Raw genomic sequence first — 25,691 nt, forward strand, 5'->3', positions numbered from 1 at the left:
ATCTTTATGGATAACGTTGGTAATTTTCTAAAATCGTTTGAAGTTGGACCGATGTAAAACCTAAATTTCTAAGTCCACCGCTGCCACGTTTACATTCGGCACTCGCCATAATGTTGGTTGGTGTACGTTTTGTAGCATTCGGTGCACAGACATGTTTTAGTCCGAACACATGTCCCATTTCATGTACGCTACCAGCCTGAATATTATAATTGAGTCGGTTCCAATCTAATAAAACAAAAGGTTTACCATTATTACGAAATGCTCTACTTGTTACATCTTCAAATTTCCACTTAGTTGAATAGGCATCATAAATAAAAATGATGACTTCCTTGCTGACAGTTCTTTTAGGAAAACAGGTGTTTACACTGGCAGGAATAGTTTCAGTAGAGATCGGGTAGGGTTGATTGATTTGCTGCTTTAAATCGCAATGTAATTTTGAAAACTCTTCGTAAGGGATATAACGGTGTAATTTAAATTTAAAAATCTTATTATTTTTATCATCTACATAATATTTATTTAATATTTTGATTTCTTTACGCATCTGCTGGTAATTATCAAACTTTGTAGCTTCTGGAGAGTTAGTGGTAAAAACGAATGTGACAGGAACGATAGGGCGGCCATCTGTAGATACTTTAGGTACTTCTCCTGAAGAAATAGGAGGGCGAGTAGTACAAGAAGCGCACAGTAAAGTCCCAGTAACCACCAATAATATTTTTTTCATGCAGATTTTCCTCAAGCCCACCTTGGATTGCATTTAGTTTTAGTCAAAAATTTTTATATGATATGAATTATGTCAATTTTTATGGAGTCCATTTTGACAACTCAGTATGAACTACATCGGCAGATTTTAGAAGTCATTGCTTTGATTCCTTACGGAAAAGTCGCAACTTATGGGCAAGTGGCTCGTATGGCAGGGTTACCTAAACATGCGAGATTAGTGGGCTATGTTTTGAAACATCTTGAAGCGGATCATCAAGTCCCTTGGTATCGGGTTATTAATTCTCAAGGCAAAATTAGCCTAAGTAAACTTAATGACAAGGGTGAAAATGTTCAGCAGTTAAAGCTAGAAGCTGAAGGAGTCTATTTATTAAACGGTAAAGTAAACTTAAAGCAATTTGCTTGGCAGCCTTAAAGATCCTGGAAAGGATTTTTTTTAAGTTATTGCCTAAATTATTAGAATTAACAAAATAGGCAATATTCAAATTATCGAACAATTAAAACAGGAATATGACTTTCGCCTAAGACTTTTTGTGCAACACTACCCAGTACAAGTTTTCGGACCCCTGTACGGCCATGAGAACCCATAACAATCAGATCTGCATTTAAGTCTTGAGCAGCCTGAATAATCTCTTCATGTACAACAAAACCTTCAAGTAGTTTAGTTTCGACAGTAATGCCTTCATTGGCAAATTCTTGTTTTGCGTGTTCTAAAATATCGAGTAAATAGGTTCTTGTCCGTTCAATCAAATCATTCGTTTGACCAGTTTTTACATAGGCGTCAGCAATAAACGGATCAAGAGCCATAACTTGCACAACCGTAATTTTGCTATTTAACGCTTTTCCCAGTTTGATTGCCTCTTTCATGGCAATTAAAGAAGTTTCAGAACCGTCAATTGGTACAAGAATGTGTTGATATAACATGAGTGTTTTCCTTATTGTAATGATGCTTATTTATTCAATACTTTATACTTATTTTTTGACGATTTAAATTCAAGCACGTAATCATTTGTGAGTTTATAACAACAAATTTTTGTAGATATATTTTTATCGATTCCGCAAATTTTCTATATGTGTAGATAAAGCATCTATATCTTCAGTTTGTAAATATTCGCGTATTTTTAAAATTTGCTTCTCATCTAAATCATAAAGTTTTAAAGCAAGCAGTTTATCGATTTGTTCTTGAGGAAAACGATATTTAATAATTTTCGCAGGCACGCCACCTACAATTGCATAGGGTGGAACATCTTTAGTGACCACAGCTCCGGTTGCAACCACTGCACCTTCACCAAGTTTGACCCCTTGCATAATCATTGCACGACTACCAATCCAGCATCCATCTGCAATTACAGTATCACCAGCTGCTAAAAAACTACGGGTATCAAAAGGGAAAGTTGAAATCCAGTCTGGTCTATGAAGTTGGTTGCCACCCATCATAATGACGCATTCAGCACCAAAGCAAACAAAATTACCAATATAAAGTTGGTCAATCGGTTTGTCTGGTGTCGAGGCTTTATCATGTAAGTAACGCACGACACAACGTTCAAAACCTTGATCCCAATAGGCTGAATAATAAGAATAATGACCACTGATATGGATATTCGGGTTTTTAACAGTTTTATGGATAAATTCAAACTCACACCAATGACGAACTGGAGTGTTAATTAAAGAGTTATCCATGTGTGATTTCCCAAAAAATATATCGATGGTATTGAATAAAAACCCCTCATAAAGAGGGGCTAGTTGTGCACTATCTTAGAGATATTCTACACTTACGATTTCATATTCGACTTCGCCTTGAGGAGTCACGATTTTTACTTCATCGCCTTCACTCTTACTCAAAAGACCACGTGCGATTGGTGAGTTCACCGAGATTTTATTAATTTTAAAATCTGCTTCGTCATCGCCAACAATTTTATAAGTTTTACGTTCTTCAGTATCAAGATTTTCAATTGTTACTGTTACACCAAAAACAACACGGCCATTTTGCTCAAGTGTTTTAACATCAATTTCTTGAGCAGCGCCTAATTTACCTTCGATATCCTGAATACGGCCTTCACAGAAACCTTGCTGTTCACGTGCAGCATGATATTCAGCATTTTCCTTTAAGTCGCCATGTTCACGTGCTTCTGCAATAGCTTGAATAATACGTGGACGTTCAACAGATTTTAAATGTTGTAATTCTTTCTCTAAGGCAATTTTACCTTCAGGGGTCATTGGATAGCGTTGCATTTTGGTCCCTCTTAAGTTGAGAAAACACAGTTAAAAAAATGAAAAAATCCCGCCACCGATAAGGTGACGGGACTTATCGGTAACAAATTAACCTACAGTTAAATCTTGCAAGCGGTATACATCCATTGGCAATTTCACATCAAAAGCTTGGCAAACAGCTTCTGCACCATTGATAGTCGTTGTGTAATACACTTTGCCTTGTAGGGCAGCACGACGGATCATTGCAGAGTCATATTGAGCCTGTTTACCTTCAGTGGTATTGACAATAAGGTGTATTTCACCATTTTTCAAGCGGTCAACAATATGTGGACGACCTTCAGTTACTTTATTCACAGATTCACATTCTAAACCTGCTTCTTTAAGCACTTGGTATGTACCACCAGTTGCAATAAGCTTGAAGCCATATGCAGCTAATTTCTTAGCGATATCTGCAATATATTTCTTGTCAGATTCACGTACTGATAAGAAAGCATGTTTTACTTCGCCTTCAGTTGGTAAACCTGGTAAGCGATCATTTGAGCCTAAAACAGCTTTATAGAATGCTTCACCAAATGTTTTACCAACGCCCATTACTTCACCTGTAGATTTCATCTCAGGTCCAAGCATTGGATCTACGCCTTGGAATTTAGCGAATGGGAAAACAGCTTCTTTCACAGCAAAGTGTGTTGGAATGATTTCTTTAGTAAATCCTTGAGATTCAAGTGATTGACCAGCCATACAACGTGCAGCTACTTTTGCTAAAGAATCACCAATACATTTCGATACGAATGGAACTGTACGTGAAGCACGTGGGTTAACTTCAAGAACGTAAACATCATCGCCTTTAACTGCGAACTGAACGTTCATCAAACCAACCACACCAAGTTCTTTTGCCATAGCAACAGTTTGACGACGCATTTCATCCTGAATTTCTTTAGATAAAGAATAAGGAGGAATTGAACATGCAGAGTCACCAGAGTGAATACCTGCTTGTTCGATGTGCTGCATGATGCCGCCGATCACAACATCTTTACCGTCAGATACACAGTCAACATCAACTTCAGTTGCATCATCTAAGAAACGGTCAAGAAGAACAGGGGCTTCGTTAGATGCCTGAACTGCTTCACGAAGGTAACGTTTAAGTTCTTCTTCGTTGTATACGATTTCCATCGCACGACCACCTAATACATAAGATGGACGAACAACTAACGGATAACCTACTTTCGCAGCTTCAGAGATACCTTCTTCAGCAGATTTTACAATGCTGTTGTTTGGTTGACGAAGCTGTAAACGTTGGATCATTTGCTGGAAACGTTCACGGTCTTCTGCACGGTCAATTGCATCTGGTGATGTACCAATAATTGGTGTACCAGCTTCTTCTAAAGCACGTGCCAATTTAAGAGGTGTTTGACCACCGTACTGTACGATCACGCCTTTTGGCTTCTCAGTACGTACGATTTCAAGTACATCTTCAAGTGTTACAGGTTCGAAGTACAAACGATCTGATGTGTCGTAGTCAGTAGAAACAGTTTCAGGGTTACAGTTAACCATGATTGTTTCATAACCATCTTCACGCATAGCTAATGCAGCGTGTACACAGCAGTAGTCAAATTCGATACCTTGACCAATACGGTTTGGACCGCCACCAATAACCATGATCTTGTCACGATTTGATGGATTTGCTTCACATTCTTCATCGTAAGTTGAATACATGTATGCAGTACCAGATTCAAACTCGGCAGCACATGTATCAACACGTTTGTAAACTGGATAAACACCCAAGTTCCAACGTTGTTTACGGAATTGCTTTTGCGAAATACCCATGAGGTGAGCAATACGAAGGTCAGATAAACCTTTGCGTTTGAATGCACGGATATTGTCAGCGTTTAAGTCACCAAAACCTAAAGCTTTTACTTCAGCTTCAGTTTTAACGATGTCTTGAATTTGAATGAGGAACCAACGATCAATTTTGGTTGCTTCAAACACTTCACCTAAAGAGAAACCATGACGGAAAGCATCTGCTACATACCAGATACGCTCAGGGCCTGGAACTTTAAGCTCTTTTAAAATGGTTTCTTTTGCATTTGTTGCGCCAGCTTCGATTTTTTCATCGAAACCGCTTACACCAACTTCAAGACCACGTAATGCTTTTTGTACAGATTCTTGGAAGTTACGGCCAATTGCCATGACTTCACCAACAGATTTCATCTGAGTGGTAAGAACTGGTTCTGCTTGTGGGAATTTCTCGAAGTTAAAACGAGGAATCTTCGTTACAACATAGTCAATCGATGGTTCGAAGCTTGCAGGAGTCACGCCACCAGTGATGTCATTTTTCAATTCATCAAGGGTATAACCAACAGCAAGTTTTGCTGCGATTTTTGCGATTGGGAAACCTGTTGCTTTAGAAGCAAGAGCAGATGAACGAGATACACGTGGATTCATCTCAATGACAACCATACGTCCATCTTTCGGGTTAATACCGAACTGAACGTTTGAACCACCTGTTTCAACACCAATTTCACGAAGAACTGCAACCGAAGCATTACGCATCAATTGATATTCTTTGTCTGTTAATGTCTGAGCAGGAGCAACGGTAATTGAGTCACCCGTGTGAACGCCCATTGGGTCAAAGTTTTCGATCGCACATACGATAATACAGTTGTCGTTTTTATCACGAACAACTTCCATTTCGTATTCTTTCCAGCCAATTAAAGATTCATCAATCAATAACTGGTGAGTAGGAGAGAGGTCAAAACCACGTTCACAAATTTCAAGGAATTCTTCACGGTTATATGCAATACCACCGCCCGAACCACCCATTGTAAATGATGGACGAATAATTACTGGGAAACCAAAGCGTGACTGGATTGCTAAAGCTTCTTCCATTGTTTCAGCAATGGCAGCTTTTGGACATTCCAATCCAATTTTACGCATAGCGATATCGAAGAGTTTACGATCTTCGGCTTTTTCAATCGCTTCTTTGCTTGCGCCAATTAATTCAACATTATATTTTTCAAGAACGCCATGCTCATCAAGTGCGAGGGCACAGTTCAATGCAGTTTGACCACCCATCGTTGGTAATACTGCATCTGGACGTTCTTTTTCAATAATCTGTGCAACAGTTTGCCAAGTAATCGGCTCAATATAAGTTGCATCAGCCATTGAAGGATCTGTCATGATGGTAGCTGGGTTAGAGTTAACCAAAATAACACGGTAGCCTTCTTCACGAAGTGCTTTACATGCTTGAGCACCTGAGTAGTCAAACTCACATGCCTGTCCAATCACAATCGGGCCAGCACCAATAATTAAGATGCTTTTAATATCCGTACGTTTAGGCATTATTCGCTCCGTAATTACTGTTTAGATGCTTCGATAAGTTCGATAAAATGATCGAACAAAGGTGCACAATCATGTGGACCAGGGCTTGCTTCAGGGTGACCTTGGAAGCTGAAAGCTGGTTTGTCTGTGCGGTGGATACCTTGTAAGGTGCCATCGAACAATGATTTATGCGTTGCTTTTAAGTTAGCCGGTAAAGTTTCTGCATCTACAGCGAAACCATGGTTCTGTGAAGTAATCATCACTGTACCATCTTCAAGATTTTGTACAGGATGGTTAGCACCGTGGTGACCATGGTTCATTTTTACAGTTTTTGCACCAGAAGCGAGTGCCAAGATTTGGTGTCCTAAGCAAATACCAAATACAGGTAATGTTGTGGTTTCAACAATAGTTTTTACAGCTTCGATTGCGTAATCACAAGCAGCTGGATCGCCAGGACCATTTGAAAGGAATACGCCATCCGGATTAAGTGCCAATACTTTTTCAGCCGGAGTTTCTGCAGGTACAACGGTTAATTTGCAACCGCGGTCTGCAAGCATACGTAAGATGTTGGTTTTGACACCGTAATCGTATGCAACTACATGATATTTTAATTCAGGTTGAGAGAAGCCCTGACCTAGAGTCCATGAACCTTCAGACCATTCAAAACCAGTTGGATCACAACATTCTTTTGCAAGGTCTAAGCCATTTAAGCCACCAAAAGCACGAGCTTTTGCAATTGCTTCTTCTTCAGTAATATTTTCACCAGCAAGGATGCATCCGTTTTGTGCACCAGTCTGACGTAAAATACGTGTTAATTTACGCGTATCAATATCTGCGATTGCAACAACATTGTGTTCTTGCAGATATTCGCTCAGCGATTGCTCAGCACGGAAGTTACTGTGTAGTAGAGGAAGGTCACGAATAATTAAACCATTCGCCCATACTTTATGGATACGACCAGATTCAACGTCTTCCGCGTTACAACCTGTGTTACCAATATGAGGGTAAGTTAATGTCACAATTTGTTGTGCATAACTTGGGTCAGTCAAAATTTCTTGATAGCCAGTCATGGCTGTGTTAAAAACGACTTCTCCAGTCGTACTTCCCGTTGCGCCGATTGACGTTCCTTTAAAGATCGTTCCATCTGCGAGGGCTAAAATGGCGGGGATGCTCAAACCAAAGCTCCTGAATTTCGGCTGTAAAAAAGCGAGTAGACCCAAAAAAGATCGGCGATGTTTGGATAAAACATGCCCTCCCTATCGGTCTGCCCGCTTGTAACTTAACAGCGCATTATACGCATGGAACCCCTCAAAGTCTATTTCTTTTCTGCTAAAAAATATAATTCATTGCTTGCTTTTTATAAAAAAATTATCCACTCATCTGAATCAGATACTTTTGATAAATTGTCTAACAATTTGCAAGGAGAATTCTTTGAACTGGATTTATTGTATTGCTAGTTAAAAAATAAACAATATGAGGAAATAGTATGAGCAATAATGAAGTTTCAAAAGAAGTGAGTGAAAAAACTCAGGCAGTAGTTGAATCAGTCAAAGCTGAGGTCAATGAAGTGAAAGAAACGATAGCTGCAACTACAACTAAGGCTAAAAAAACAGTAACCGCTAAAACTGCACAGGTAAAAGAAACTGTTGTTGAAAAAACTGAGCAAGTTAAAGAAGTTGCTACTGAAGCTAAAGCTCAGGTAAAAGAGGCGATTGCTGAAACTCAAGAACAAGTTCAAGAAGTTTTAAGCGAGGCTCAAGAGAAAATTGAAGCTGAAACTCATGAGTTAAATAAAAATATTCAAAATCAATTTGTCCAAATTAAACAAGATATTTTACAACGTCTTGATGTGATTAAGGCTCAGTTTAGTACTTCGCAAGAAGGTTTATCTGATCTTAAAAATGCTTTGAAAGCAGAAATTAATGCGCTTATTGAAGATTTAACAAAAGTGAGCAAAGAGCTTAAAGGTGATATTAGCCAGATTTCTTTGAAACACAAAGATTCTCTAAGTGAAAGTATTAAACGTACTAAAAATAATGCAGTCGAAGCTTGGAATAAAGCACGAGACAATTAATGATCACTGCTTTGGTCCAGCTATAAAAAAGCGAGAATTAATTTCTCGCTTTTTTATTTTTAGAACTGATGTAACCAGTCACGTTTATTATGGAAATCTGCACTTTTTCCACTATGCTGCATTGCATAGTACTGCATACCTTCTTTGGTTTTTAAAACTGTAGTTAAACCTAAATAAAGGTTTGCCCATTTCAAGCGATGCTGTTGCATAAATTGCCCTAAATCGAGACTAACATTTAAGCCATAGTGAGTACGCTTGAGATGATTCAGTTCAATATCGTAAGCAGCAAGGGGAGGTATACTTTCTGGATAGCGATATTCTTCAAACTGATATGACTGCCATGCTTGAGAAGGGGAAAGATTAATCTCCCGATAATAATCTTCATCATGCACGCCAACAAAAATTTCGAAACAAGTTTCTTCCCACAAAAAATCTTGACGAGGATGAGCCGCGACTTCTTGAGGCCAGATAATAAGTTGATTTGGATCACGAATCCAAAAACCGATATTTAAAGTATAGGGTGCTTGCTGTTCAATTGCGCCAACAACGGAAACAGCATGAAAACGATCAAAAGCTGAAAGTTCGTAACTTGCCATAGTTTGTCAAATTAAATTAGTTTGCTAAGTGAGCGTGACGAACAAGATTAGACAAATGCTGGTTTTGTTTAGCTGCTTTTTTGTAAAGCAAAACAATTTTACCAATTTTTTGCACAGCTTCTGCACCAGTTGCTTCTACAATTGCTTCAATTGTTGCAGTACGAGCTTCACGGTCTTCACCAGCAATCTTAACTTTAATAAGCTCATGATCGTTTAAAGCACGAAGTGTTTCTTCGATTACCGCGTCTGTTAAGCCTTGTCCACCAATCATGACAACCGGATTAAGCACATGACCAATTTGACGTAAACGTTTACGTTCATGGATAGATAAAGCGGCCATTAAAAATACCTGATTTTAAAAACGGCTTAGTATAGCAAAAAACTTAAATCCAGATGTACGAAAAACTGTATAAATAATCGATCAACATTATTGGAAAAAAACTGTAAAACTTAGTGAGATTACGCTACATCCGTACTGTAATGAGAGTAATTTTCACGTACAATGAACGATCAGAAGTTTTTTTGATATTTAGTGAGTTATGGCAACACGCATTACAAACCAGAAATTGTCGAAAAGTAGTCGTGCGTGGATGAGAGAACATCTAGACGATCCTTTTGTTAAAAAAGCTCAAAAGGAAGGGTATCGTGCTCGAGCGGCCTATAAACTTCTTGAAATTCAAGAAAAATATAAGCTGATCAAGCCAGGCATGACGGTAGTAGATTTAGGCGCGGCTCCTGGTAGTTGGTCTCAAATCGCTGGGAAACTTGTTGGTAGCAAAGGTTTAGTGATTGCTTCCGATATTTTGCCTATGGATGCTTTGCCTGATGTCAGTTTCTTACAAGGCGACTTTAGAGAAGAAGATGTATTTGAAAAATTGTTAAATATTTTAAATGGGCGACAAGTAGACATTGTAATTTCTGATATGGCCCCCAATACATCTGGTAATAGGGCTGTTGATCAACCTAGACAGATTTACTTATGTGAACTGGCTTTAGATTTTGCTCAAAAGGTTCTTGGTCCTAATGGACAACTTGTGGTTAAAGTGTTCCAAGGTGCAGGATTTGATGAGTTTCGTAAACAAGTAGTTGATAGTTTTGATGTGTTAAAAACAGTAAAACCAGCAGCTTCTCGTGCACGATCTAAAGAAGTTTTTTTGGTTGGACAAGGGCGTAAGAAAGCATTGCAATAAAGTTTACTTGCCAAGCTCCTAAAAATTGTGCATTTTGTACTTTTAGGTTATCCGCAAGCAATACAGTTGCTGCTTTTATGACGATCGGCCAAGATTGGGCATGATCAAATTAGATCGATATGGGAATAAAGCTTTGAGCGATTACTTCAAGAATGCCGTATTGTGGCTAATAATACTTGGTGTTCTGATTTTAATTTTCAGTAATATCAGTGACCGCAACAAGCCTACTGCGATGAAATATTCAGATTTCGTTGCAGCGGTGAATAGTGGCCAAATTAAGCAAGTCACAATTGACGGTTTAAATATTAATGGTGAAAAAACTAACGGATCACAGTTTGAAACTGTTCGTCCGCAAGTTGAAGACACTGAGCTTATGCCAAGCTTAAATAAACAAAATGTTGTTGTTGAGGGAACAGCTCCACAACGTCAAGGCATTTTGATGCAACTTCTCATTGCTAGTTTCCCTGTACTGTTAATCATTTTGTTATTCATGTTCTTTATGCGTAACATGGGTGGTGGTGCAGGCGGAAAGAATGGACCGATGAGTTTTGGTAAGTCGAAGGCAAAAATGCTTTCTGAAGACCAGATCAAAGTCAATTTTTCTGACGTCGCCGGCTGTGATGAAGCAAAACAAGAAGTTGTTGAAATTGTTGATTTCTTAAAAGACCCTGCAAAATTCAAACGTTTGGGCGCGACTATTCCTCGTGGCGTACTTATGGTTGGTCCTCCGGGTACTGGTAAAACATTATTAGCTAAAGCAATTGCTGGTGAAGCGAAGGTTCCTTTCTTCAGCATTTCAGGTTCTGACTTTGTAGAAATGTTCGTGGGTGTGGGTGCGTCCCGTGTCCGTGATATGTTTGAGCAGGCGAAGGGTCACGCGCCATGTATCATCTTTATCGATGAGATTGATGCAGTTGGTCGTCACCGTGGTTCGGGTACAGGTGGTGGTCATGATGAGCGTGAACAAACCTTAAACCAGATGCTTGTGGAAATGGATGGTTTTGAAGGTAATGAAGGCGTAATCGTTATTGCTGCAACTAACCGTGTTGATGTGCTTGATAAAGCATTATTACGTCCAGGTCGTTTTGACCGTCAAGTAATGGTTGGTTTACCGGATATTCGTGGTCGTGAGCAAATTCTGAATGTGCATTTGAAAAAATTACCTTCAGTTACAGGTGTGGACATGAAAGTGTTAGCACGTGGTACGCCAGGTTTCTCTGGTGCACAGTTGGCTAACCTTGTTAACGAAGCTGCATTATTTGCTGCACGCCGTAATAAGAATACGGTCGACATGCATGACTTTGAAGATGCAAAAGACAAAATCTACATGGGTCCAGAGCGTAAGTCGATGGTTCTACGTGAAGAAGAGCGTCGTGCAACTGCTTATCATGAAGCTGGTCATGCAATTGTTGCAGAGATTTTGCCTGGTACAGATCCTGTTCATAAAGTAACGATCATGCCACGTGGTTGGGCTTTGGGTGTAACTTGGCAGTTACCTGAACAAGACCAGATTAGCCATTATAAAGACAAGATGCTAAATGAAATTGCGATTTTGTTTGGTGGTCGTATTGCTGAGGAAGTGTTTATCCAACAGCAATCTACTGGTGCTTCAAACGACTTTGAGCGAGCTACTAAAATGGCGCGTGCAATGGTTACTAAGTACGGTATGTCTGACAAAATGGGTGTAATGGTTTACGAAGATGAAAACCAGAATGGTTTCTTTGGAAATGTAGGAAGCCGTACGATTTCTGAAGCAACTCAACAATTAGTTGATGAAGAAGTACGCCGTATTCTTGATGAGCAATATAAAGTTGCACGTAATATCTTAGAAGGTAATAAAGATATTGCACATGCAATGGTAAAAGCTTTGATGGAATGGGAAACCATTGATCGTGATCAAATTCGTGACATTATGGAAGGTCGTGAGCCACAACCACCTAAAGTCTATGTTGCTGAAAATCCAGTGGCTGCATTTGAACCACCAAAAGATGGTCCATCTACACCACCACCATTACCAGCAATGAACTAAATGAGTTAAGCAAAAGAGCCACAGTCATGTGGCTCTTTTTTTATGCATGTATTTCAGACAAAGCCGAAAAGAAATCAGCAGTATATTGATCAGAGTCTTGTTAAAATGTTGCCGAATATTAAATTGGAGCTTGTCATGCAGTTAATGCCTTTACCTCAGCAAATTCTACAATGTGGGCAGCTTCAGTTGGATTTATCACAGCCTCATGTTATGGGTATTTTAAATGTCACGCCAGATTCTTTTAGTGATGGTGGAAAACATAATCAAGTAGATCAAGCTATTGCTCATGCGCTAATCATGATAGAGCAGGGCGCTACCATTATTGATATTGGTGGGGAATCTACCCGTCCGGGGGCATCTGAGGTAAGTGTAGAAGAAGAAATTAGAAGAGTTGTACCTGTAGTTGCAGCTTTAGCTAAACATGATGTGATTCTATCAATTGATACGAGTCAGCCAGATGTTATCCGTGCAGCAAAAGAAGCGGGTGCTCATATTTGGAATGATGTACGTGCGCTTACTCGACCAAATGCTTTAAAAACGGCAGTAGAGTTGGATATCCCTGTGGTGATTATGCATATGCGTGGTGAGCCCACCACAATGAATCAGCTAGATCAATATACGAATGTGACATTGGATGTAATGCAAGAGCTTCAGCAGCGCGTTGAAGAGGCTTTAACTGCAGGTGTAAAAAAACAGAATATTATTATTGATCCTGGATTTGGTTTTGCAAAAAATGCGCAGCAAAATTTAAGACTGTTAAATGAATTCTGGAAGCTTAGTGAAATGGGTTATCCAATTTTATCTGGCCTTTCTCGTAAACGTTTTATTGGTGAAGCTTTACACGGCGTAGCTGCAGATGAGCGCGCAGTGGGAAGCGTTACGGGGCATTTGCTTAGCATTCAGCAAGGAGCGTCAATTGTTCGAGCACATGATGTAAAAGCTATGCATGATGCAATTCTTGTTTGGAAAGCGATGAAACAAGCTTAAAAAATAGGCTTTTATAATCAGACTATGATTGATTAATTTCATGGGTTAGATGATTGAGTCAGGGAAAATTGTCGTTATTGTTTTGAAAATATGTTATAAGCGGCAGGTTTCTGCTGCTGTGTAAACTTTTGTATGTTCGAAGACTTACTTCTCCCAATGTTTGATGACGAGTATTATCCAGATATTTTAGTCGCTGAACTCAAGCAGTTAATTGAACAATTTGCCAAAAAAGTTCAGAAGCCTGCTTTAGCTGATCAGGATATTTATCGATATGCTCATCAAACTGTAATTGAAATCAATGAAATGAAACCTCAGTTCGAAGATCTAGATTCTTCCTTGGATGATAGTGCTGCTGACTATATTGCTGAAGCAATGATGATGGTGGCACAGGATGCAGGATATTTAGACCTTGAAATGGAAGAGCTGGTGATGAATCGAGAGTGGTGATTACTCTCGATTCACAATACCTTCAAATGCATCTAATAAATGACAAGATGCTTTTAAATGAATTTCATCTCGTTCTTTAGTTTTTAAAACTAAAACACCATTCTCTTGAGAGTTGGCATCTACTAATAAAGTGATCCAATACGTTTCTATTTTTCGTTCTAATATCTTGAATTTATTTATTATCTGTTTAGGTGCGTTAATTAAATAGTCATGTTTGGTGATAGAGCAACCTGAAAAATACGAATGGTTATCTCTGAAATAAACAGTGCAAGAAAAAAGGCCTGTAGCATGAATCTTTGTTAAGAGAAGAATGCTAAATAGAAGTAATAATATTCTTATCATACAATTCATTTTAATTAAGCATAAAAAAACCAGCTTACGCTGGATTCTTTGTAGCACCAAATTCAATATTTGAAAATGGTGCCCGGGGCCGGACTCGAACCGGCACGCTTTGTGGGCGGGGGATTTTAAATCCCCTGTGTCTACCTATTTCACCACCCGGGCATGTGCGCAATAATAGAGGACAAGTACGCGATTGGCAAGAGAAAATCAGAGAGTTTGCTTTATTTTCAATCAGTTCTTGTTAGTATTTATATAAATTAACCAATTTATGTCATGATTTATTCATTAAACTGAGATCAGTTGTTCATCTTATCTACTTAAGTTTAAGACACTCATTGCTTAAAACTTAGGTAATTTTATGTCAGAGAAAATTTCACGCCGAGAATTAATTCAAAAAAGTCTTTTCGGTTTTGGGGCGCTATCTTTGTCGGTAGCTTTTACGGGTTGTAATGATGGTTCCGATGAAGAAAGTTCGGAGGCACAAGCAGATTTTTTACATGGAGTTGCGAGCGGCGACCCTTTGCAGGATAAAGTAATTTTATGGACGCGCTTAACACCGGTAGATCTTAGTGCGCGCCTTAAGGTGACTTGGGAAATTGCTACCGATGACCAGTTTAAGCTGAACTTGAAGACTGGCGTGGTTCAAACGACTAAAACGGATGATTTCACCGTGAAAGTAGATGCAACAGGTCTACAGACGGATACCATTTATTATTACCGTTTCCATTTTGGTAATAAAACTTCACCTGTTGGTCAAACTAAAACTTTGCCTGTAAGTACCAATAAGGTCAGCTTTGCAGTATGTTCTTGTTCTAACTATCCTGCGGGTTACTTCTATGTTTATCGTGAAATAGCAAAACAGAATGTGGATGTAGTCATTCATTTGGGAGATTACATTTATGAATATGGCGCTGATGGATATGCGACAGAAGATGCAGAAAAATTGGGCCGTACTTTGCCATCTGATAACAATAAAGAAATTATTAAACTAGAAGATTATCGCAAACGTTATGCGTTATATCGTCAGGATAAAGACTTGCAGGCAGCTCATCAGCGTCATCCTTTCATTGTAATTTGGGATGATCATGAGTTAGCAAATGATACTTGGCGTGATGGTGCGGAAAACCATCAGGATAATGAAGGATCTTTTTCTGATCGTAAGTTAGCTGCTCTACAGGCTTATTTTGAATGGATGCCAATTCGCCCTGTTTCTAACACAGATCATCTAAATATTTATCGTCAGTTTAATTTTGGGTCACTTGTACAACTAACAATGTTAGATACACGCATTATTGCGCGAGATAAACAGCTTGAATACAGGGACTATATGACAGCTTCTGGTTTAGATGCTCAAAAATTTCAGGCTGATTTAACAGATTCAAAGCGTACTTTAATGGGGCATACACAAAGAGATTGGTTGGTTGATAAATTAAAACAATCTACAGCAACATGGAATGTGATTGGTCAGCAAGTATTAATGAGTAAAATGTGGATTCCTGCTGAATTATTGGTTTCTCTGGGGCAAATTACTTCAGGTGGAACTTCGCCAGATGCGTTAGCTAAAATGAATGCGCAAATTACAGAATTAGTCACATTGAAATTGCGATTAGAGCAGGGTGATCCAACTTTAACTATTCAAGAAAAAGCGCGAGTCACAACTTTAGTTCCATATAATCTCGATGCTTGGGATGGGTACTATGCTGAGCGAGAGTTTGTGTATGATAAATTGGCAGAGTTTAATAAGAAAATTATTGTTTTGGCTGGCGATACCCATAATGCATGGACATCTTACCTGTATAGCCAAAAAGGAAAGTATGTCGGTGTTGAACTGGCGACAAGTTCGGTTTCTTCACCGGGTCTTGAAAAATATTTAAGTATTCCTTTGGCTCAGTTGCAAAAGTTTGAATTTGCCTTTACTACACTTATCGATGAATTGACGTATTGCAATTTAAATCAGCGGGGCTACCTGGTGGTTACACTCGATGATACGCAAGTGCAATCGGATTGGATTTTTGTGGATTCAATTAAAAATGCAGAATATAAAGTAGATTCAAGTCGACACTATCAATTAGTGTTAGATGCGAACTTAACACCTGAAAAAGATAAGCAAAAAACTGCTTAAATAGATCGAGTGGAGAGGGGTGCTAATAAGCATCCTTTTTTTTAGACATAAAAAAACCAGCTTACGCTGGATTCTTTATTACACCATTCTCTGAACTAGAAAATGGTGCCCGGGGCCGGACTCGAACCGGCACGCTTTGTGGGCGGGGGATTTTAAATCCCCTGTGTCTACCTATTTCACCACCCGGGCTTTACCAAATTTGGAGGCGGAGGTCGGAATCGAACCGGCGTCCACGGAGTTGCAGTCCGCTGCATGACCACTCTGCCACCCCGCCTACATTTGGTGATGCACATATTAGCAACCTTTAGAAAAAAAACAATACTGTTTTGAGATAAGATGAACATAAAAGCAACATCTAGAATAAATTTGTCCAAATAATCATGTATTATTGGCACATTAAATTCATGTCTACCTTGGAGATGTGCTGTGGCATTGGTTTTAGACGGTCGTGCATTAGCAAAGCAAATTGAAGAAAATTTGTCAGTACGTGTTGAAGCTTTAAAAGCTAAAACAGGTCGTACCCCAATTTTAGCGACTATTTTGGTTGGGGATGATGGCGCATCTGCAACTTATGTACGCATGAAAGGAAATGCTTGCCGTCGAGTAGGCATGGATTCTTTAAAAATTGAGTTATCACAAGAAACTACAACAGAACAATTATTAGCTGAAATCGAAAAGCTAAATGCTAATCCAGATGTTCACGGTATTCTTCTACAACATCCCGTTCCTGCACAAATTGATGAGCGCGCATGTTTTGATGCAATCTCATTAGCTAAAGATGTTGATGGTGTAACTTGTCTTGGTTTTGGCCGTATGGCTATGGGCGAAGCTGCATATGGTTCAGCAACTCCTGCGGGCATTATGACCATTTTAAAAGAAAACAACATTGAAATTGCTGGTAAACATGCGATTGTGGTTGGTCGTTCAGCAATTTTAGGTAAACCAATGGCAATGATGCTATTGCAAGCGAATGCAACAGTAACAATTTGCCATTCACGTACACAAAACTTACCTGAGCTTGTGAAACAAGCTGACATTATTGTTGGTGCTGTAGGTAAAGCTGAACTCATCCAAAAAGACTGGATTAAACAAGGTGCAGTAGTTGTTGATGCTGGTTTCCATCCACGCGATGGTGGTGGTGTAGGCGACATCCAGCTACAAGGTATTGAAGAAATTGCTTCTGCTTATACGCCAGTACCAGGTGGTGTTGGTCCAATGACAATTACAACTTTGATTCGTCAAACTGTAGAAGCTGCTGAAAAAGCTTTAGGTTAATTTAATTTATTCACGACGGGGTCCTACCGTTTAACGCAAATGTTAGGAGCTCGTATGTTACTTTTCTTTCGGGATGAGTAGCGAAGCTACGCAAGACCAAAACGGTTGCTGTAATTAATACATTGGAATTGAACTAACGTATTTTTTAGTAACTAAACGCTATCATGTTATAAGCCGCTGTTTTAGTCTTGCTCGCAATGTGGTTAATCAAATAGTAATTATAAATTGTTGAGCTTATTTATGAGCTGCACTTTCCAACTTACCAAAGCCCCTGAACATTTACTTCAAGCCTTGCATGAAGTTATTCCTCATTGTGAGTTGATGGTACAACAGTTACCAGAAACGCCTGTTTCCTTGTGGTTGATTCCACCCGTTTTCCCAACTGATCGCTTAGATGATGAAGTTATTCGCCGTATCTGGAATGACACGCCATATTGGATTTTTTGCTGGGCATCTGGTTTAGCAATGGCGCAGTGGTTACTTGCAGAGCCACATCATGTTAAAGATAAAGTTGTTCTAGATTTTGGTGCAGGTTCGGGCGTAGTCGCAATTGCAGCTAAAATGGCTGGTGCTAAAAGAGTAATTTGTTGTGATATTGATCAAGTTAGTCTTGCTGCCTGCCGTGAAAATGCTTTGTTGAATGATGTTGAGCTGGAATATTTGGACGATTTATATAAAGCAGAGCAAGTTGATGTTTTATTGGCTGCTGATGTGTTGTATGACCAGTGCAACCGTTTCTTTTTAGATGAATTCTTGAAATTTTCGCCAGAGGTTTGGGTCGCAGATAGCCGTGTTAAAAACTTTAGTCATCCAAAATATGAAAAAATTGATGAAAGAAGTGCATCGACATGGCCAGATCTTGATGAAGCTAAAGAGTTTAGAAATGTAAGTTTTTATAAGACGCTGTAAAAGAACAGCGTCTTATTTATATTATGAGCAAGTATAACGAACTACTTTTAACGTACTTGGACGTGCTTCAAGTGCTTGGCGAGTTGCATAGTCTTCGCCATTGTTTAAACTAGGCGTATTCGATAAACCAAATGAGGCACGAGTTTCACCCAATTGAACACCATAATGTTCTTGTTGAGCTGGGTTTGAAATCTCATTAATGCTTAGAACTGATAATTTATAAACTTTTTGAGCGCCTAATACATTTTGACAAGCACGTTGCAATTTACGTTCATCTAACTGCTGATTAGTGCGGCTAGCCAATGTGTAAGCTAAAGTTGCCGAAGTTTTTGTTTGGTTTTCAATCTGGTAGCCAGTTGAACCATTGTATTGTCGAGGGGTGGTCTGACAAGCGGTTAAAACAAACATACTGCTTAATGCCAAACATAAAATACTTCTATTCATCAGTATCATCCTTATATTCTTATCTCTAGTATCTCATAAAACACAGCGATTGTTGGGGCTTAATCGCACGATTTAAGCTAACATCGGCTGGCGATATTAGCTCTTTTGTTAAAATATTAATGTTCTTTAATTTTTGAATGATGCTTAGTATCTTTCATAAAAATATAAATAATAAGTGAAATGAAGATCATAATACTCACATAAATAAAGTACCAGGATTCATGTCCAGCTTCTTTAAAACTTAAAGCAAAGAACTCTGCTGTACCGCCAAATAATGTATTGGCAATCGCGTAGGGTAAAGCTACCCCTAAAGCTCGAATATGTGCAGGAAATAGCTCTGCTTTAACCACAGCATTAATTGAAGTGTAGCCAGTCACCATCACTAGACCTCCAAAACATAACCAGAAAGCTGTCCAGTAGTTATGCGTGTTTGCGAGTGCATCAAATAAAATATATGTGAATAAAACACCAGTTATTCCGAAGAAAATCATAAGAGGTTTTCGACCGATTCGGTCTGACAAAGCACCCGCTACAGGTTGTAAGCACATGAAAATAAATAGCGCTAACGTGGTAATTTGAGTGGCCTCGGGTTTTGTAAATCCGGACGTATTTACTAAATATTTTTGTAGGTAAGTAGTATAGGTATAAAAAGCTAAAGTTCCGCCAGCTGTTAAAAATAATACTGTAAAAGCTTCTTTAGGGTAGTGTTTGAATAAAGCAAACATGCCCGATTGTGGTTGGTCTTTTTCAGCTTGGGCATTTTTAAAAGATTGTGTTTCTAATAAGCCACGACGAATACGGAACACAACAATGGCAAGTAAAGCACCAATAAAGAATGGAATACGCCATCCCCAATCATGTAACTGTTGTTCGGTTAATACCATTTGTAATATTAAAAGAACACATAGAGCTGTCAGTTGTCCTGCAATTAAGGTGACATATTGAAAGCTTGAGAAAAAACCACGCCGATTTTTTTCGGCCATTTCACTTAAATAAGTGGCACTGGCACCATATTCACCGCCTACACTTAAGCCTTGAATTAAACGAGCGACAACTAATAAAAGAGGGGCAAATACACCAATGCTTTCATAACTTGGTGTCACAGCAATAAGAAGTGAGCCTACGCACATCAAAGTAACGGAAAGTGTAAGACCTGCTTTACGTCCTTTGCGGTCTGAGTAGATTCCCATAATCCATGCACCGATTGGGCGCATTAAAAAACCTACAGCAAAAATTGCAGCCGCTTGAAGAAGTTGAGCTGTTTGACTTCCTTTTGGGAAAAATGCATGAGCAAAATAGAGCGTAAATGCGGCATATACGTACCAGTCGTACCATTCGACAAGGTTACCCGCGGAACCGCCCAAAATTGATTTTAGCCGGGTTTTTGTATCTAAATTAGAATGCGGAGTTGTTGCGGTAGAAGGTTGATCAACCATGAGTCGCTCCATGTTTCGCTTGGGTTGAATGCTAAAAAAGAGAAGTTTTATTCCGTTTTTACATATTATCCAGAGGAGTATTTCACTTTATTTTTTTTATGTCTGTAAAACAATGTTTATTATTTAAGCAAAGGAATAAGTTGAATATTCATGTGATTTCAAATTAGCCGATCAGCTCATTTTTATAGTCTTGCTCCAATCTTTGACATACTATTTTTTCCAAGTAGTAAAAAGTGATAAAGAATGCGTAATGTTTAAGCCAAGAAAACCTATATCTCTTAAAAATAATGATATATTCCAAAGAAAATTTTAAATAAATACTGTTAGGCATGATGTCTTGGCATTGTGGACTAGATGTGTGTGGATAATGAAAGGGACATTCAGATGTCAAATTGCCCGAAAAAATATATTGTTGCTTTTGATCAGGGAACAACAAGCTCAAGAGCAATTGTTTTAGATCATGATGCTAACGTTGTAAGTATTGCTCAAAAAGAATTTACTCAGATTTATCCGCAGCCAGGTTGGGTTGAGCATGATCCTATGGAAATTTGGGCCACACAAAGTGCTGTTTGGGTAGAAGCTCTAGCTCAAGCTGGCATCAAGAGTGAACAAGTTGCAGCAATTGGGATTACCAATCAGCGGGAAACTACGGTTGTTTGGGATAAAAAAACGGGCAAGCCGATTTACAATGCGATTGTTTGGCAAAGTCGACAAACGACTGAGATATGCAATCAATTACATAAGGCAGGATGGCAAGAATATATTCGTAAAAAAACGGGGTTAGTGATTGATCCTTATTTTTCTGCTACCAAAATAAAATGGATTTTGGACCATGTAGAAGGAAGCCGTGAACGCGCTGAGCGAGGTGAATTATTGTTCGGTACGGTGGACACTTGGTTAATCTGGAAACTAACCAATGGCGCTGTTCACGTCACTGATTTTACCAATGCTTCGCGAACCATGCTTTTTGATATTGAAAAGCTTGAGTGGGATGAAAAACTTTTACAAGCTTTAGATATTCCTAGAGCAATGCTACCCGAAGTTCGTAGTTCATCTGAGGTTTATGGATACACACATACCATTAGCGGTCAAGAAGTGGGGATTCCGATTGCCGGTATAGCAGGGGATCAACAAGCTGCACTTTTCGGGCAAATGTGTGTAGAACCCGGGCAAGCAAAAAATACCTATGGCACAGGCTGCTTTCTACTCATGAACACGGGTAAAAAGATTGTTCGTTCAGAGCATGGTTTACTGACGACGATTGCATGTGGTGCAAATGGTGAAGTGAACTATGCCTTAGAGGGCGCCGTGTTTAATGGTGGCTCTTGCGTACAGTGGCTTCGTGATGAGTTAAAGGTAATTAAGAACGCTAAAGACTCTGAGCTTTATGCAACACGTGTAAAAGACAGCAATGGTGTATATGTTGTACCTGCTTTTACAGGTTTAGGTGCTCCCTATTGGGACCCGACAGCGCGTGGGGCAATCTTTGGTCTCACTCGTGGAGCAAGTATAGAACATATTATTCGTGCAACTTTAGAGTCAATTGCTTATCAGACAAGAGATGTACTTGATGCGATGCAGCAAGATGCAGAAGAAGAGCTTCGTACACTTAGAGTAGATGGTGGGGTAACGGAAAATAATTTCTTGATGCAATTTCAAGCCGATATTTTATCAACCCCAGTAGAACGCCCAATAATGAAAGAAACTACTGCTTTAGGTGCAGCTTTTCTTGCAGGATTGGCAACGGGTTTCTGGCAAGATCTTAATGAGTTAAGAAATAAGTCTGCGATAGAAAAAGTATTTGAACCAAAAATGTCTTGTGAGCAATCTGAAGTTATTTATAAAGGTTGGCTGAAGGCAGTTAAGCGTAGTCAAAGTTGGGCTGAGGATTGATCTGTTCTTTAATTGGTTAAATTCAATAGTAGGGTAATCAATTAACGCTAAATACTCGGTTATTTAAAATTGATTATTCTACTTTTTTGATTGTTGTTTCATCAATTTGATGTTTTAATTTTTATAAGATCAACAATAAAAAGAAAATGAGAAATGACAGTACAGCTTAATGATTATTCAAAAATATATGACATTGCCGTGATTGGTGGCGGTATTAATGGCGTCGGTATTGCTAATGATGCGGCAGGTCGGGGCTTATCGGTATTTTTATGTGAAAAAGATGATTTAGCTAGTCACACCTCATCTGCGAGCAGTAAATTAATTCACGGCGGTTTACGCTACTTAGAACATAAAGAATTTCGGTTGGTTAGAGAAGCTTTAGCAGAGCGTGAAGTCTTGTTGGCTAAAGCTCCGCATATTATTAAACCAATGCGTTTTATTATGCCTCATCGGCCACATTTGCGTCCTGCGTGGTTAATTCGGGCAGGCCTATTTTTTTATGATCATTTAGGAAAACGAGAAAAATTATTAGGGTCAAATCTTATTTATTTCAAAGAAGATAGTCCCCTAAAACCAGCTATAACGCGTGGCTTTGAATATTCGGACTGTACTGTAGATGATGCACGTCTTGTTATGTTGAATGCACTACAAGCTAAAGAGAAGGGTGCCAAAGTTGTAACACGGACAAGATGTGTTAAGGCTTATAGACAACAAGAACTGTGGCATTTGGAACTACAAAGCGGGGCTGAGTCTTATCAAATACGTGCAAAAGCCTTAGTGAATGCAGCAGGTCCTTGGGTCGAAGAACTTATTAGTGAAAACCTACAATTAAAATCGCCATATCAAATTCGGCTGATACAAGGAAGTCATATTGTTGTGCCTAAACTATATGATTGTCATAAAGCTTTTATCATGCAAAATGAAGACCGACGCATCGTGTTTGCCATTCCTTATTTAGAACAATACACATTAATAGGTACGACAGATCAGGAATATTTAGATGATCCACAAAAGGTAGAGATTACAGAAGTAGAAATTGATTATCTTTTAACGGTGACAAATACACATTTTAAAAAGCAGCTCACCCGTACTGATATCGTCAGTCAGTTTTCTGGAGTTCGAGCTTTATGTGATGATGAGTCAGATAATCCTTCTGCAGTTACACGTGACTATACTTTGGCATTGCAAGTTGAAGATAAAACAACTCCCTTGCTGTCCGTATTTGGTGGAAAGATTACAACTTATCGGAAATTAGCTGAATCGGCTCTGGAGCATCTTGACCCGTTTTTTACAGATATGGGAGATGAGTGGACTGCAAATGAAGTGTTACCTGGGGCGGAGAATTGGACCACACTTGAAGATTTAGTTATAAAGATTCAAAACCAAGTTGAAGGGATAACCGAGCAGCTCGCTACTCGCTGGGCAAATGCCTATGGGTCTAGGGTTTGGGATATTTTGCATGAGCGAAAAGCTCTTGAGCAGTTAGGGCAAGATTTTGGTCACGGTTTATTCGAATCTGAAGTTCAGTATTTATGTGAAAATGAATGGGCAAATACGGCAGAAGATATATTGTGGCGTAGAACTAAGTTAGGTTTGGCATTTGATGAAAAACAAGTAAAAAATTTGGAAAGCTATTTGACTGGACGTCGACAAAAAGATGATGCCGCATAATAAAAAAGGCCGCACAAGGCGACCTTTTTTATATTTAGCAATTAGAAGCCAGTTTTTACAGCTTCAAGTAAAGCTGCTTGACGTTCTTTTAATGCTTTTGGTAAGCGCTCACCAAGTTTATTGAATAACTCAGTGTGGCTTTCAATTTCAGTAACCCACTGATCTTTATCTTGAGCTGTGATAAGGTCAAATTCTTCTTTAGAGAATTCAGTACCTTCCCAGTTCAAGTCATCGTAAGTTGGAACAAGGCCAATTGGTGTTTCAACAGCGTTTGCACGACCTTCACAACGGTCAATGATCCACTCAAGAACACGCATGTTTTGACCGAAACCAGGCCATACGAAGTTGCCTTCAGCATCACGACGGAACCAGTTTACATTGAAGATTTTTGGTAATTTATTACCTGCAGCTTCAGCTTTTGTACTTACTTCTTGACCAAGGCTTAACCAGTGATCGAAGTAGTCAGCCATGTTGTAGCCAGCAAATGGAAGCATCGCGAATGGGTCACGACGAACGATACCTTGTTGACCAACAGCAGCAGCAGTAGTTTCAGAACCCATAGTTGCAGCTTTATAAACGCCATCAACCCAATCAAAAGCTTCAGAAACTAAAGGAACCGTATCTGCACGGCGACCACCGAAGATAAATGCAGAAATCGGAACACCTGCTGGATTTTCCCAGTCAGCATCGATAGAAGGGCATTGACCAGCAGCAACAGTGAAGCGCGCATTTGGATGAGCAGCCTTTTCACCATTTACGTGAGGTTGACCTTTCCAGTTAGTTAAGTTAGTTGGAATTTCTTTAGAAAGACCTTCCCACCATACTTGACCGTCGTTAGTTACCGCAACGTTTGTATAGATAACATCTTTGTGAAGAGTTGCCATACAGTTAGGGTTAGTCTTGGTATTTGTACCAGGAGCAACACCAAAGAAACCAGCTTCTGGATTGATTGCGTATAGACGACCGTCTTCACCTGGTTTGATCCAAGCAATATCGTCACCTACAGTCTCAATTTTCCAGCCTTCATAGCCTGCTGGTGGAATTAACATTGCGAAGTTTGTTTTACCACATGCAGATGGGAATGCTGCAGCGATATAGTGCTTTTCACCTTGTGGGTTAGTCACACCAAGAATAAGCATATGTTCAGCTAACCAACCTTGTTCGCGACCCATAACAGAAGCGATACGAAGTGCTAAACATTTTTTACCAAGTAATGCGTTACCGCCATAACCAGAACCGTAAGACCAGATTTCACGAGTTTCTGGGTAATGAACGATGTATTTTTCAGGGTTACAAGGCCATGCAACGTCTTTTTGCCCTTCAGCAAGTGGAGCACCTACGGTATGAATACAAGGAATAAATTCGCCGTCTGTACCTAATACGTCATAAACTGCTTTACCCATACGTGCCATTTTACGCATGCTAACAGCAACGTAAGGAGAGTCAGTTAATTCAATACCGATATGAGCAATATGGCTTCCAAGTGGACCCATAGAGAAAGGCACAACGTACATTGTACGACCTTCCATTGATCCCTCGAACAAACCATTTAACTTTTCACGCATAACAGCTGGTTCTTCCCAGTTGTTTGTCGCACCAGCATCTTCTTTCTTTTGAGAGCAAATGTAAGTACGATCTTCAACACGCGCAACATCAGATGGGTCAGAATTTGCAAGATAAGAACCAGGATGTTTTTCTTGGTTTAATTTCTGCATGGTGCCGTTAGCGATCATCAAGTCGATTAGACGTTGATACTCTTCTTCGCTTCCGTCACACCATTCGATTTTTGCTGGTTTGGTTAAGTTTGCAATTTCTTCAACCCATGCGATAAGCTTAGGATGACGAACGAATTCTGGTGCGTTCACTGTGGTCATGGTGAGGCCTATTCAAAATATGTACAACGTACAAGTCATTCATTGAGGTACAATGAAAGATCAAATAAAAAAGTGGCTGTATTAAAGCACAAAATCATAAAAAAAATAAGACTAAAGAATAAGAAATAGATTTTTTGATTTTTTATTTTTTTAATT

Annotated in this window: 24 protein-coding genes and 3 tRNA genes; 12 read left to right on the forward strand and 15 right to left on the reverse strand. The window is 39.2% G+C overall.

From position 1 onward, the window contains the following. Positions 1 to 4: 4 nt before the first annotated feature. Positions 5 to 721, reverse strand: coding sequence for a zinc metalloprotease (locus tag AOLE_RS03900; RefSeq protein ID WP_013196989.1), 717 nt, complete (start codon positions 719 to 721; stop codon positions 5 to 7). 81 nt (positions 722 to 802) lie between these two features. Here AOLE_RS03900 and AOLE_RS03905 point away from each other — a divergent pair, with 81 nt between their 5' ends. After that, positions 803 to 1,132, forward strand: a complete 330-nt coding sequence (locus tag AOLE_RS03905; RefSeq protein ID WP_081399262.1) for an MGMT family protein — start codon at positions 803 to 805, stop codon at positions 1,130 to 1,132. 71 nt (positions 1,133 to 1,203) lie between these two features. Here the strand turns inward: AOLE_RS03905 and AOLE_RS03910 are convergent, their stop codons facing one another. From AOLE_RS03910 to carA, 5 genes are all read right to left on the reverse strand, one after another. Further along, a complete protein-coding gene (locus AOLE_RS03910; protein WP_005307948.1) occupies positions 1,204 to 1,641 on the reverse strand; it encodes a universal stress protein in 438 nt (145 codons plus the stop codon). A 123-nt stretch (positions 1,642 to 1,764) separates the two neighbouring features. Next, positions 1,765 to 2,397, reverse strand: a complete 633-nt coding sequence (locus AOLE_RS03915; protein WP_013196991.1) for a CatB-related O-acetyltransferase — start codon at positions 2,395 to 2,397, stop codon at positions 1,765 to 1,767. A 75-nt stretch (positions 2,398 to 2,472) separates the two neighbouring features. Beyond that, the gene (greA, locus tag AOLE_RS03920) at positions 2,473 to 2,949 is read right to left on the reverse strand and encodes a transcription elongation factor GreA (protein ID WP_005307940.1); all 477 of its coding nucleotides are present in this window, start codon (positions 2,947 to 2,949) and stop codon (positions 2,473 to 2,475) included. Positions 2,950 to 3,036: 87 nt separating this feature from the next. Next, complete coding sequence (gene carB, locus AOLE_RS03925) at positions 3,037 to 6,267, reverse strand: carbamoyl-phosphate synthase large subunit (protein ID WP_013196992.1); 3,231 nt, start codon at positions 6,265 to 6,267, stop codon at positions 3,037 to 3,039. A 14-nt stretch (positions 6,268 to 6,281) separates the two neighbouring features. Continuing rightward, positions 6,282 to 7,421 (reverse strand): glutamine-hydrolyzing carbamoyl-phosphate synthase small subunit, encoded by a 1,140-nt coding sequence (gene carA / locus AOLE_RS03930; RefSeq protein WP_005307938.1) that lies wholly within the window; start codon positions 7,419 to 7,421, stop codon positions 6,282 to 6,284. Positions 7,422 to 7,544: 123 nt separating this feature from the next. Here carA and AOLE_RS19690 point away from each other — a divergent pair, with 123 nt between their 5' ends. Continuing rightward, on the forward strand, positions 7,545 to 7,703 hold the full coding sequence (locus AOLE_RS19690) for a hypothetical protein (protein WP_081399114.1): 159 nt from the start codon (positions 7,545 to 7,547) through the stop codon (positions 7,701 to 7,703). 29 nt (positions 7,704 to 7,732) lie between these two features. After that, entirely contained in the window at positions 7,733 to 8,320 is a 588-nt protein-coding gene (locus AOLE_RS03935) for a hypothetical protein (protein WP_013196993.1), read from the forward strand. A 59-nt stretch (positions 8,321 to 8,379) separates the two neighbouring features. Here AOLE_RS03935 and AOLE_RS03940 read toward each other — a convergent pair whose 3' ends face one another. Both AOLE_RS03940 and yhbY read right to left on the reverse strand, forming a co-directional pair. Then, a complete protein-coding gene (locus AOLE_RS03940; protein WP_004790459.1) occupies positions 8,380 to 8,916 on the reverse strand; it encodes a DOMON-like domain-containing protein in 537 nt (178 codons plus the stop codon). A 16-nt stretch (positions 8,917 to 8,932) separates the two neighbouring features. After that, positions 8,933 to 9,256 carry a ribosome assembly RNA-binding protein YhbY gene (yhbY, locus tag AOLE_RS03945; RefSeq protein WP_004790462.1) on the reverse strand — a complete coding sequence of 108 codons (324 nt, stop codon included), beginning with the start codon at positions 9,254 to 9,256 and terminating at the stop codon, positions 8,933 to 8,935. Positions 9,257 to 9,455: 199 nt separating this feature from the next. Between yhbY and rlmE the strand changes: the two genes are divergently transcribed. The 4 genes from rlmE to AOLE_RS03965 all read left to right on the forward strand — a co-directional run bounded on the left by rlmE (position 9,456) and on the right by AOLE_RS03965 (position 13,569). Next, the gene (gene rlmE, locus AOLE_RS03950; protein ID WP_013196994.1) at positions 9,456 to 10,106 is read left to right on the forward strand and encodes a 23S rRNA (uridine(2552)-2'-O)-methyltransferase RlmE; all 651 of its coding nucleotides are present in this window, start codon (positions 9,456 to 9,458) and stop codon (positions 10,104 to 10,106) included. A gap of 133 nt (positions 10,107 to 10,239) precedes the next feature. Further along, positions 10,240 to 12,135: an ATP-dependent zinc metalloprotease FtsH gene (ftsH, locus tag AOLE_RS03955; RefSeq protein WP_035331510.1), complete on the forward strand. Its 1,896-nt coding sequence runs from the start codon at positions 10,240 to 10,242 to the stop codon at positions 12,133 to 12,135. Between the two features lie 135 nt (positions 12,136 to 12,270). Next, complete coding sequence (gene folP, locus AOLE_RS03960) at positions 12,271 to 13,122, forward strand: dihydropteroate synthase (protein ID WP_023274143.1); 852 nt, start codon at positions 12,271 to 12,273, stop codon at positions 13,120 to 13,122. Positions 13,123 to 13,254: 132 nt separating this feature from the next. Then, positions 13,255 to 13,569, forward strand: coding sequence for a DUF5713 family protein (locus AOLE_RS03965; RefSeq protein WP_005307931.1), 315 nt, complete (start codon positions 13,255 to 13,257; stop codon positions 13,567 to 13,569). Here AOLE_RS03965 and AOLE_RS20250 read toward each other — a convergent pair whose 3' ends face one another. Together AOLE_RS20250 and AOLE_RS03975 are read right to left on the reverse strand one after the other, a co-directional pair. Further along, positions 13,570 to 13,911, reverse strand: coding sequence for a hypothetical protein (locus AOLE_RS20250; RefSeq protein ID WP_013196997.1), 342 nt, complete (start codon positions 13,909 to 13,911; stop codon positions 13,570 to 13,572). Between the two features lie 76 nt (positions 13,912 to 13,987). Then, a tRNA-Leu gene (locus AOLE_RS03975) sits at positions 13,988 to 14,073 on the reverse strand. A gap of 196 nt (positions 14,074 to 14,269) precedes the next feature. On the opposite strand from AOLE_RS03975, the gene AOLE_RS03980 reads away from it, so the two are divergent. Beyond that, the gene (locus AOLE_RS03980; RefSeq protein ID WP_013196998.1) at positions 14,270 to 16,033 is read left to right on the forward strand and encodes an alkaline phosphatase D family protein; all 1,764 of its coding nucleotides are present in this window, start codon (positions 14,270 to 14,272) and stop codon (positions 16,031 to 16,033) included. Positions 16,034 to 16,136: 103 nt separating this feature from the next. On the opposite strand, the gene AOLE_RS03985 is transcribed toward AOLE_RS03980, so the two are convergent. Beyond that, a tRNA-Leu gene (locus tag AOLE_RS03985) sits at positions 16,137 to 16,222 on the reverse strand. 11 nt (positions 16,223 to 16,233) lie between these two features. Continuing rightward, positions 16,234 to 16,307 (reverse strand) — tRNA-Cys (locus tag AOLE_RS03990). 152 nt (positions 16,308 to 16,459) lie between these two features. Between AOLE_RS03990 and folD the strand changes: the two genes are divergently transcribed. After that, the gene (folD, locus tag AOLE_RS03995) at positions 16,460 to 17,308 is read left to right on the forward strand and encodes a bifunctional methylenetetrahydrofolate dehydrogenase/methenyltetrahydrofolate cyclohydrolase FolD (protein WP_013196999.1); all 849 of its coding nucleotides are present in this window, start codon (positions 16,460 to 16,462) and stop codon (positions 17,306 to 17,308) included. A gap of 240 nt (positions 17,309 to 17,548) precedes the next feature. Then, a complete protein-coding gene (locus AOLE_RS04000) occupies positions 17,549 to 18,217 on the forward strand; it encodes a class I SAM-dependent methyltransferase (protein ID WP_013197000.1) in 669 nt (222 codons plus the stop codon). A 21-nt stretch (positions 18,218 to 18,238) separates the two neighbouring features. Here AOLE_RS04000 and AOLE_RS04005 read toward each other — a convergent pair whose 3' ends face one another. Together AOLE_RS04005 and AOLE_RS04010 are read right to left on the reverse strand one after the other, a co-directional pair. Next, on the reverse strand, positions 18,239 to 18,661 hold the full coding sequence (locus AOLE_RS04005; protein WP_005307920.1) for a hypothetical protein: 423 nt from the start codon (positions 18,659 to 18,661) through the stop codon (positions 18,239 to 18,241). A gap of 116 nt (positions 18,662 to 18,777) precedes the next feature. Beyond that, complete coding sequence (locus AOLE_RS04010) at positions 18,778 to 20,109, reverse strand: MFS transporter (protein ID WP_081399115.1); 1,332 nt, start codon at positions 20,107 to 20,109, stop codon at positions 18,778 to 18,780. Positions 20,110 to 20,481: 372 nt separating this feature from the next. Here AOLE_RS04010 and glpK point away from each other — a divergent pair, with 372 nt between their 5' ends. Both glpK and glpD read left to right on the forward strand, forming a co-directional pair. Continuing rightward, positions 20,482 to 21,990 carry a glycerol kinase GlpK gene (glpK, locus tag AOLE_RS04015; RefSeq protein ID WP_013197002.1) on the forward strand — a complete coding sequence of 503 codons (1,509 nt, stop codon included), beginning with the start codon at positions 20,482 to 20,484 and terminating at the stop codon, positions 21,988 to 21,990. A gap of 153 nt (positions 21,991 to 22,143) precedes the next feature. After that, entirely contained in the window at positions 22,144 to 23,661 is a 1,518-nt protein-coding gene (gene glpD, locus AOLE_RS04020) for a glycerol-3-phosphate dehydrogenase (RefSeq protein WP_013197003.1), read from the forward strand. A 41-nt stretch (positions 23,662 to 23,702) separates the two neighbouring features. Here the strand turns inward: glpD and AOLE_RS04025 are convergent, their stop codons facing one another. After that, positions 23,703 to 25,535, reverse strand: a complete 1,833-nt coding sequence (locus tag AOLE_RS04025; RefSeq protein WP_005307903.1) for a phosphoenolpyruvate carboxykinase (GTP) — start codon at positions 25,533 to 25,535, stop codon at positions 23,703 to 23,705. Positions 25,536 to 25,691 lie beyond the last annotated feature (156 nt).

The organism is Acinetobacter oleivorans DR1, from assembly GCF_000196795.1.
Taxonomy (GTDB): Bacteria; Pseudomonadota; Gammaproteobacteria; order Pseudomonadales; family Moraxellaceae; genus Acinetobacter; species Acinetobacter oleivorans.

Excerpts from the sequence above, each read along its gene's own strand:
- AOLE_RS03965 (WP_005307931.1), top strand. The coding sequence starts at position 13,255 with ATGTTCGAAGACTTACTTCTCCCAATGTTTGATGACGAGTATTATCCA.
- AOLE_RS03905 (WP_081399262.1), top strand. The coding sequence starts at position 803 with ATGGAGTCCATTTTGACAACTCAGTATGAACTACATCGGCAGATTTTA.
- rlmE (WP_013196994.1), top strand. The coding sequence starts at position 9,456 with ATGGCAACACGCATTACAAACCAGAAATTGTCGAAAAGTAGTCGTGCG.
- AOLE_RS20250 (WP_013196997.1), bottom strand. The coding sequence starts at position 13,911 with ATGATAAGAATATTATTACTTCTATTTAGCATTCTTCTCTTAACAAAG.
- AOLE_RS03915 (WP_013196991.1), bottom strand. The coding sequence starts at position 2,397 with ATGGATAACTCTTTAATTAACACTCCAGTTCGTCATTGGTGTGAGTTT.
- AOLE_RS03935 (WP_013196993.1), top strand. The coding sequence starts at position 7,733 with ATGAGCAATAATGAAGTTTCAAAAGAAGTGAGTGAAAAAACTCAGGCA.
- AOLE_RS04000 (WP_013197000.1), top strand. The coding sequence starts at position 17,549 with ATGAGCTGCACTTTCCAACTTACCAAAGCCCCTGAACATTTACTTCAA.
- folP (WP_023274143.1), top strand. The coding sequence starts at position 12,271 with ATGCAGTTAATGCCTTTACCTCAGCAAATTCTACAATGTGGGCAGCTT.
- glpD (WP_013197003.1), top strand. The coding sequence starts at position 22,144 with ATGACAGTACAGCTTAATGATTATTCAAAAATATATGACATTGCCGTG.
- greA (WP_005307940.1), bottom strand. The coding sequence starts at position 2,949 with ATGCAACGCTATCCAATGACCCCTGAAGGTAAAATTGCCTTAGAGAAA.
- glpK (WP_013197002.1), top strand. The coding sequence starts at position 20,482 with ATGTCAAATTGCCCGAAAAAATATATTGTTGCTTTTGATCAGGGAACA.
- AOLE_RS03940 (WP_004790459.1), bottom strand. The coding sequence starts at position 8,916 with ATGGCAAGTTACGAACTTTCAGCTTTTGATCGTTTTCATGCTGTTTCC.
- AOLE_RS19690 (WP_081399114.1), top strand. The coding sequence starts at position 7,545 with ATGGAACCCCTCAAAGTCTATTTCTTTTCTGCTAAAAAATATAATTCA.
- yhbY (WP_004790462.1), bottom strand. The coding sequence starts at position 9,256 with ATGGCCGCTTTATCTATCCATGAACGTAAACGTTTACGTCAAATTGGT.
- AOLE_RS03980 (WP_013196998.1), top strand. The coding sequence starts at position 14,270 with ATGTCAGAGAAAATTTCACGCCGAGAATTAATTCAAAAAAGTCTTTTC.
- AOLE_RS04025 (WP_005307903.1), bottom strand. The coding sequence starts at position 25,535 with ATGACCACAGTGAACGCACCAGAATTCGTTCGTCATCCTAAGCTTATC.
- AOLE_RS03910 (WP_005307948.1), bottom strand. The coding sequence starts at position 1,641 with ATGTTATATCAACACATTCTTGTACCAATTGACGGTTCTGAAACTTCT.
- AOLE_RS04005 (WP_005307920.1), bottom strand. The coding sequence starts at position 18,661 with ATGAATAGAAGTATTTTATGTTTGGCATTAAGCAGTATGTTTGTTTTA.
- AOLE_RS03900 (WP_013196989.1), bottom strand. The coding sequence starts at position 721 with ATGAAAAAAATATTATTGGTGGTTACTGGGACTTTACTGTGCGCTTCT.
- carB (WP_013196992.1), bottom strand. The coding sequence starts at position 6,267 with ATGCCTAAACGTACGGATATTAAAAGCATCTTAATTATTGGTGCTGGC.
- AOLE_RS04010 (WP_081399115.1), bottom strand. The coding sequence starts at position 20,109 with ATGGAGCGACTCATGGTTGATCAACCTTCTACCGCAACAACTCCGCAT.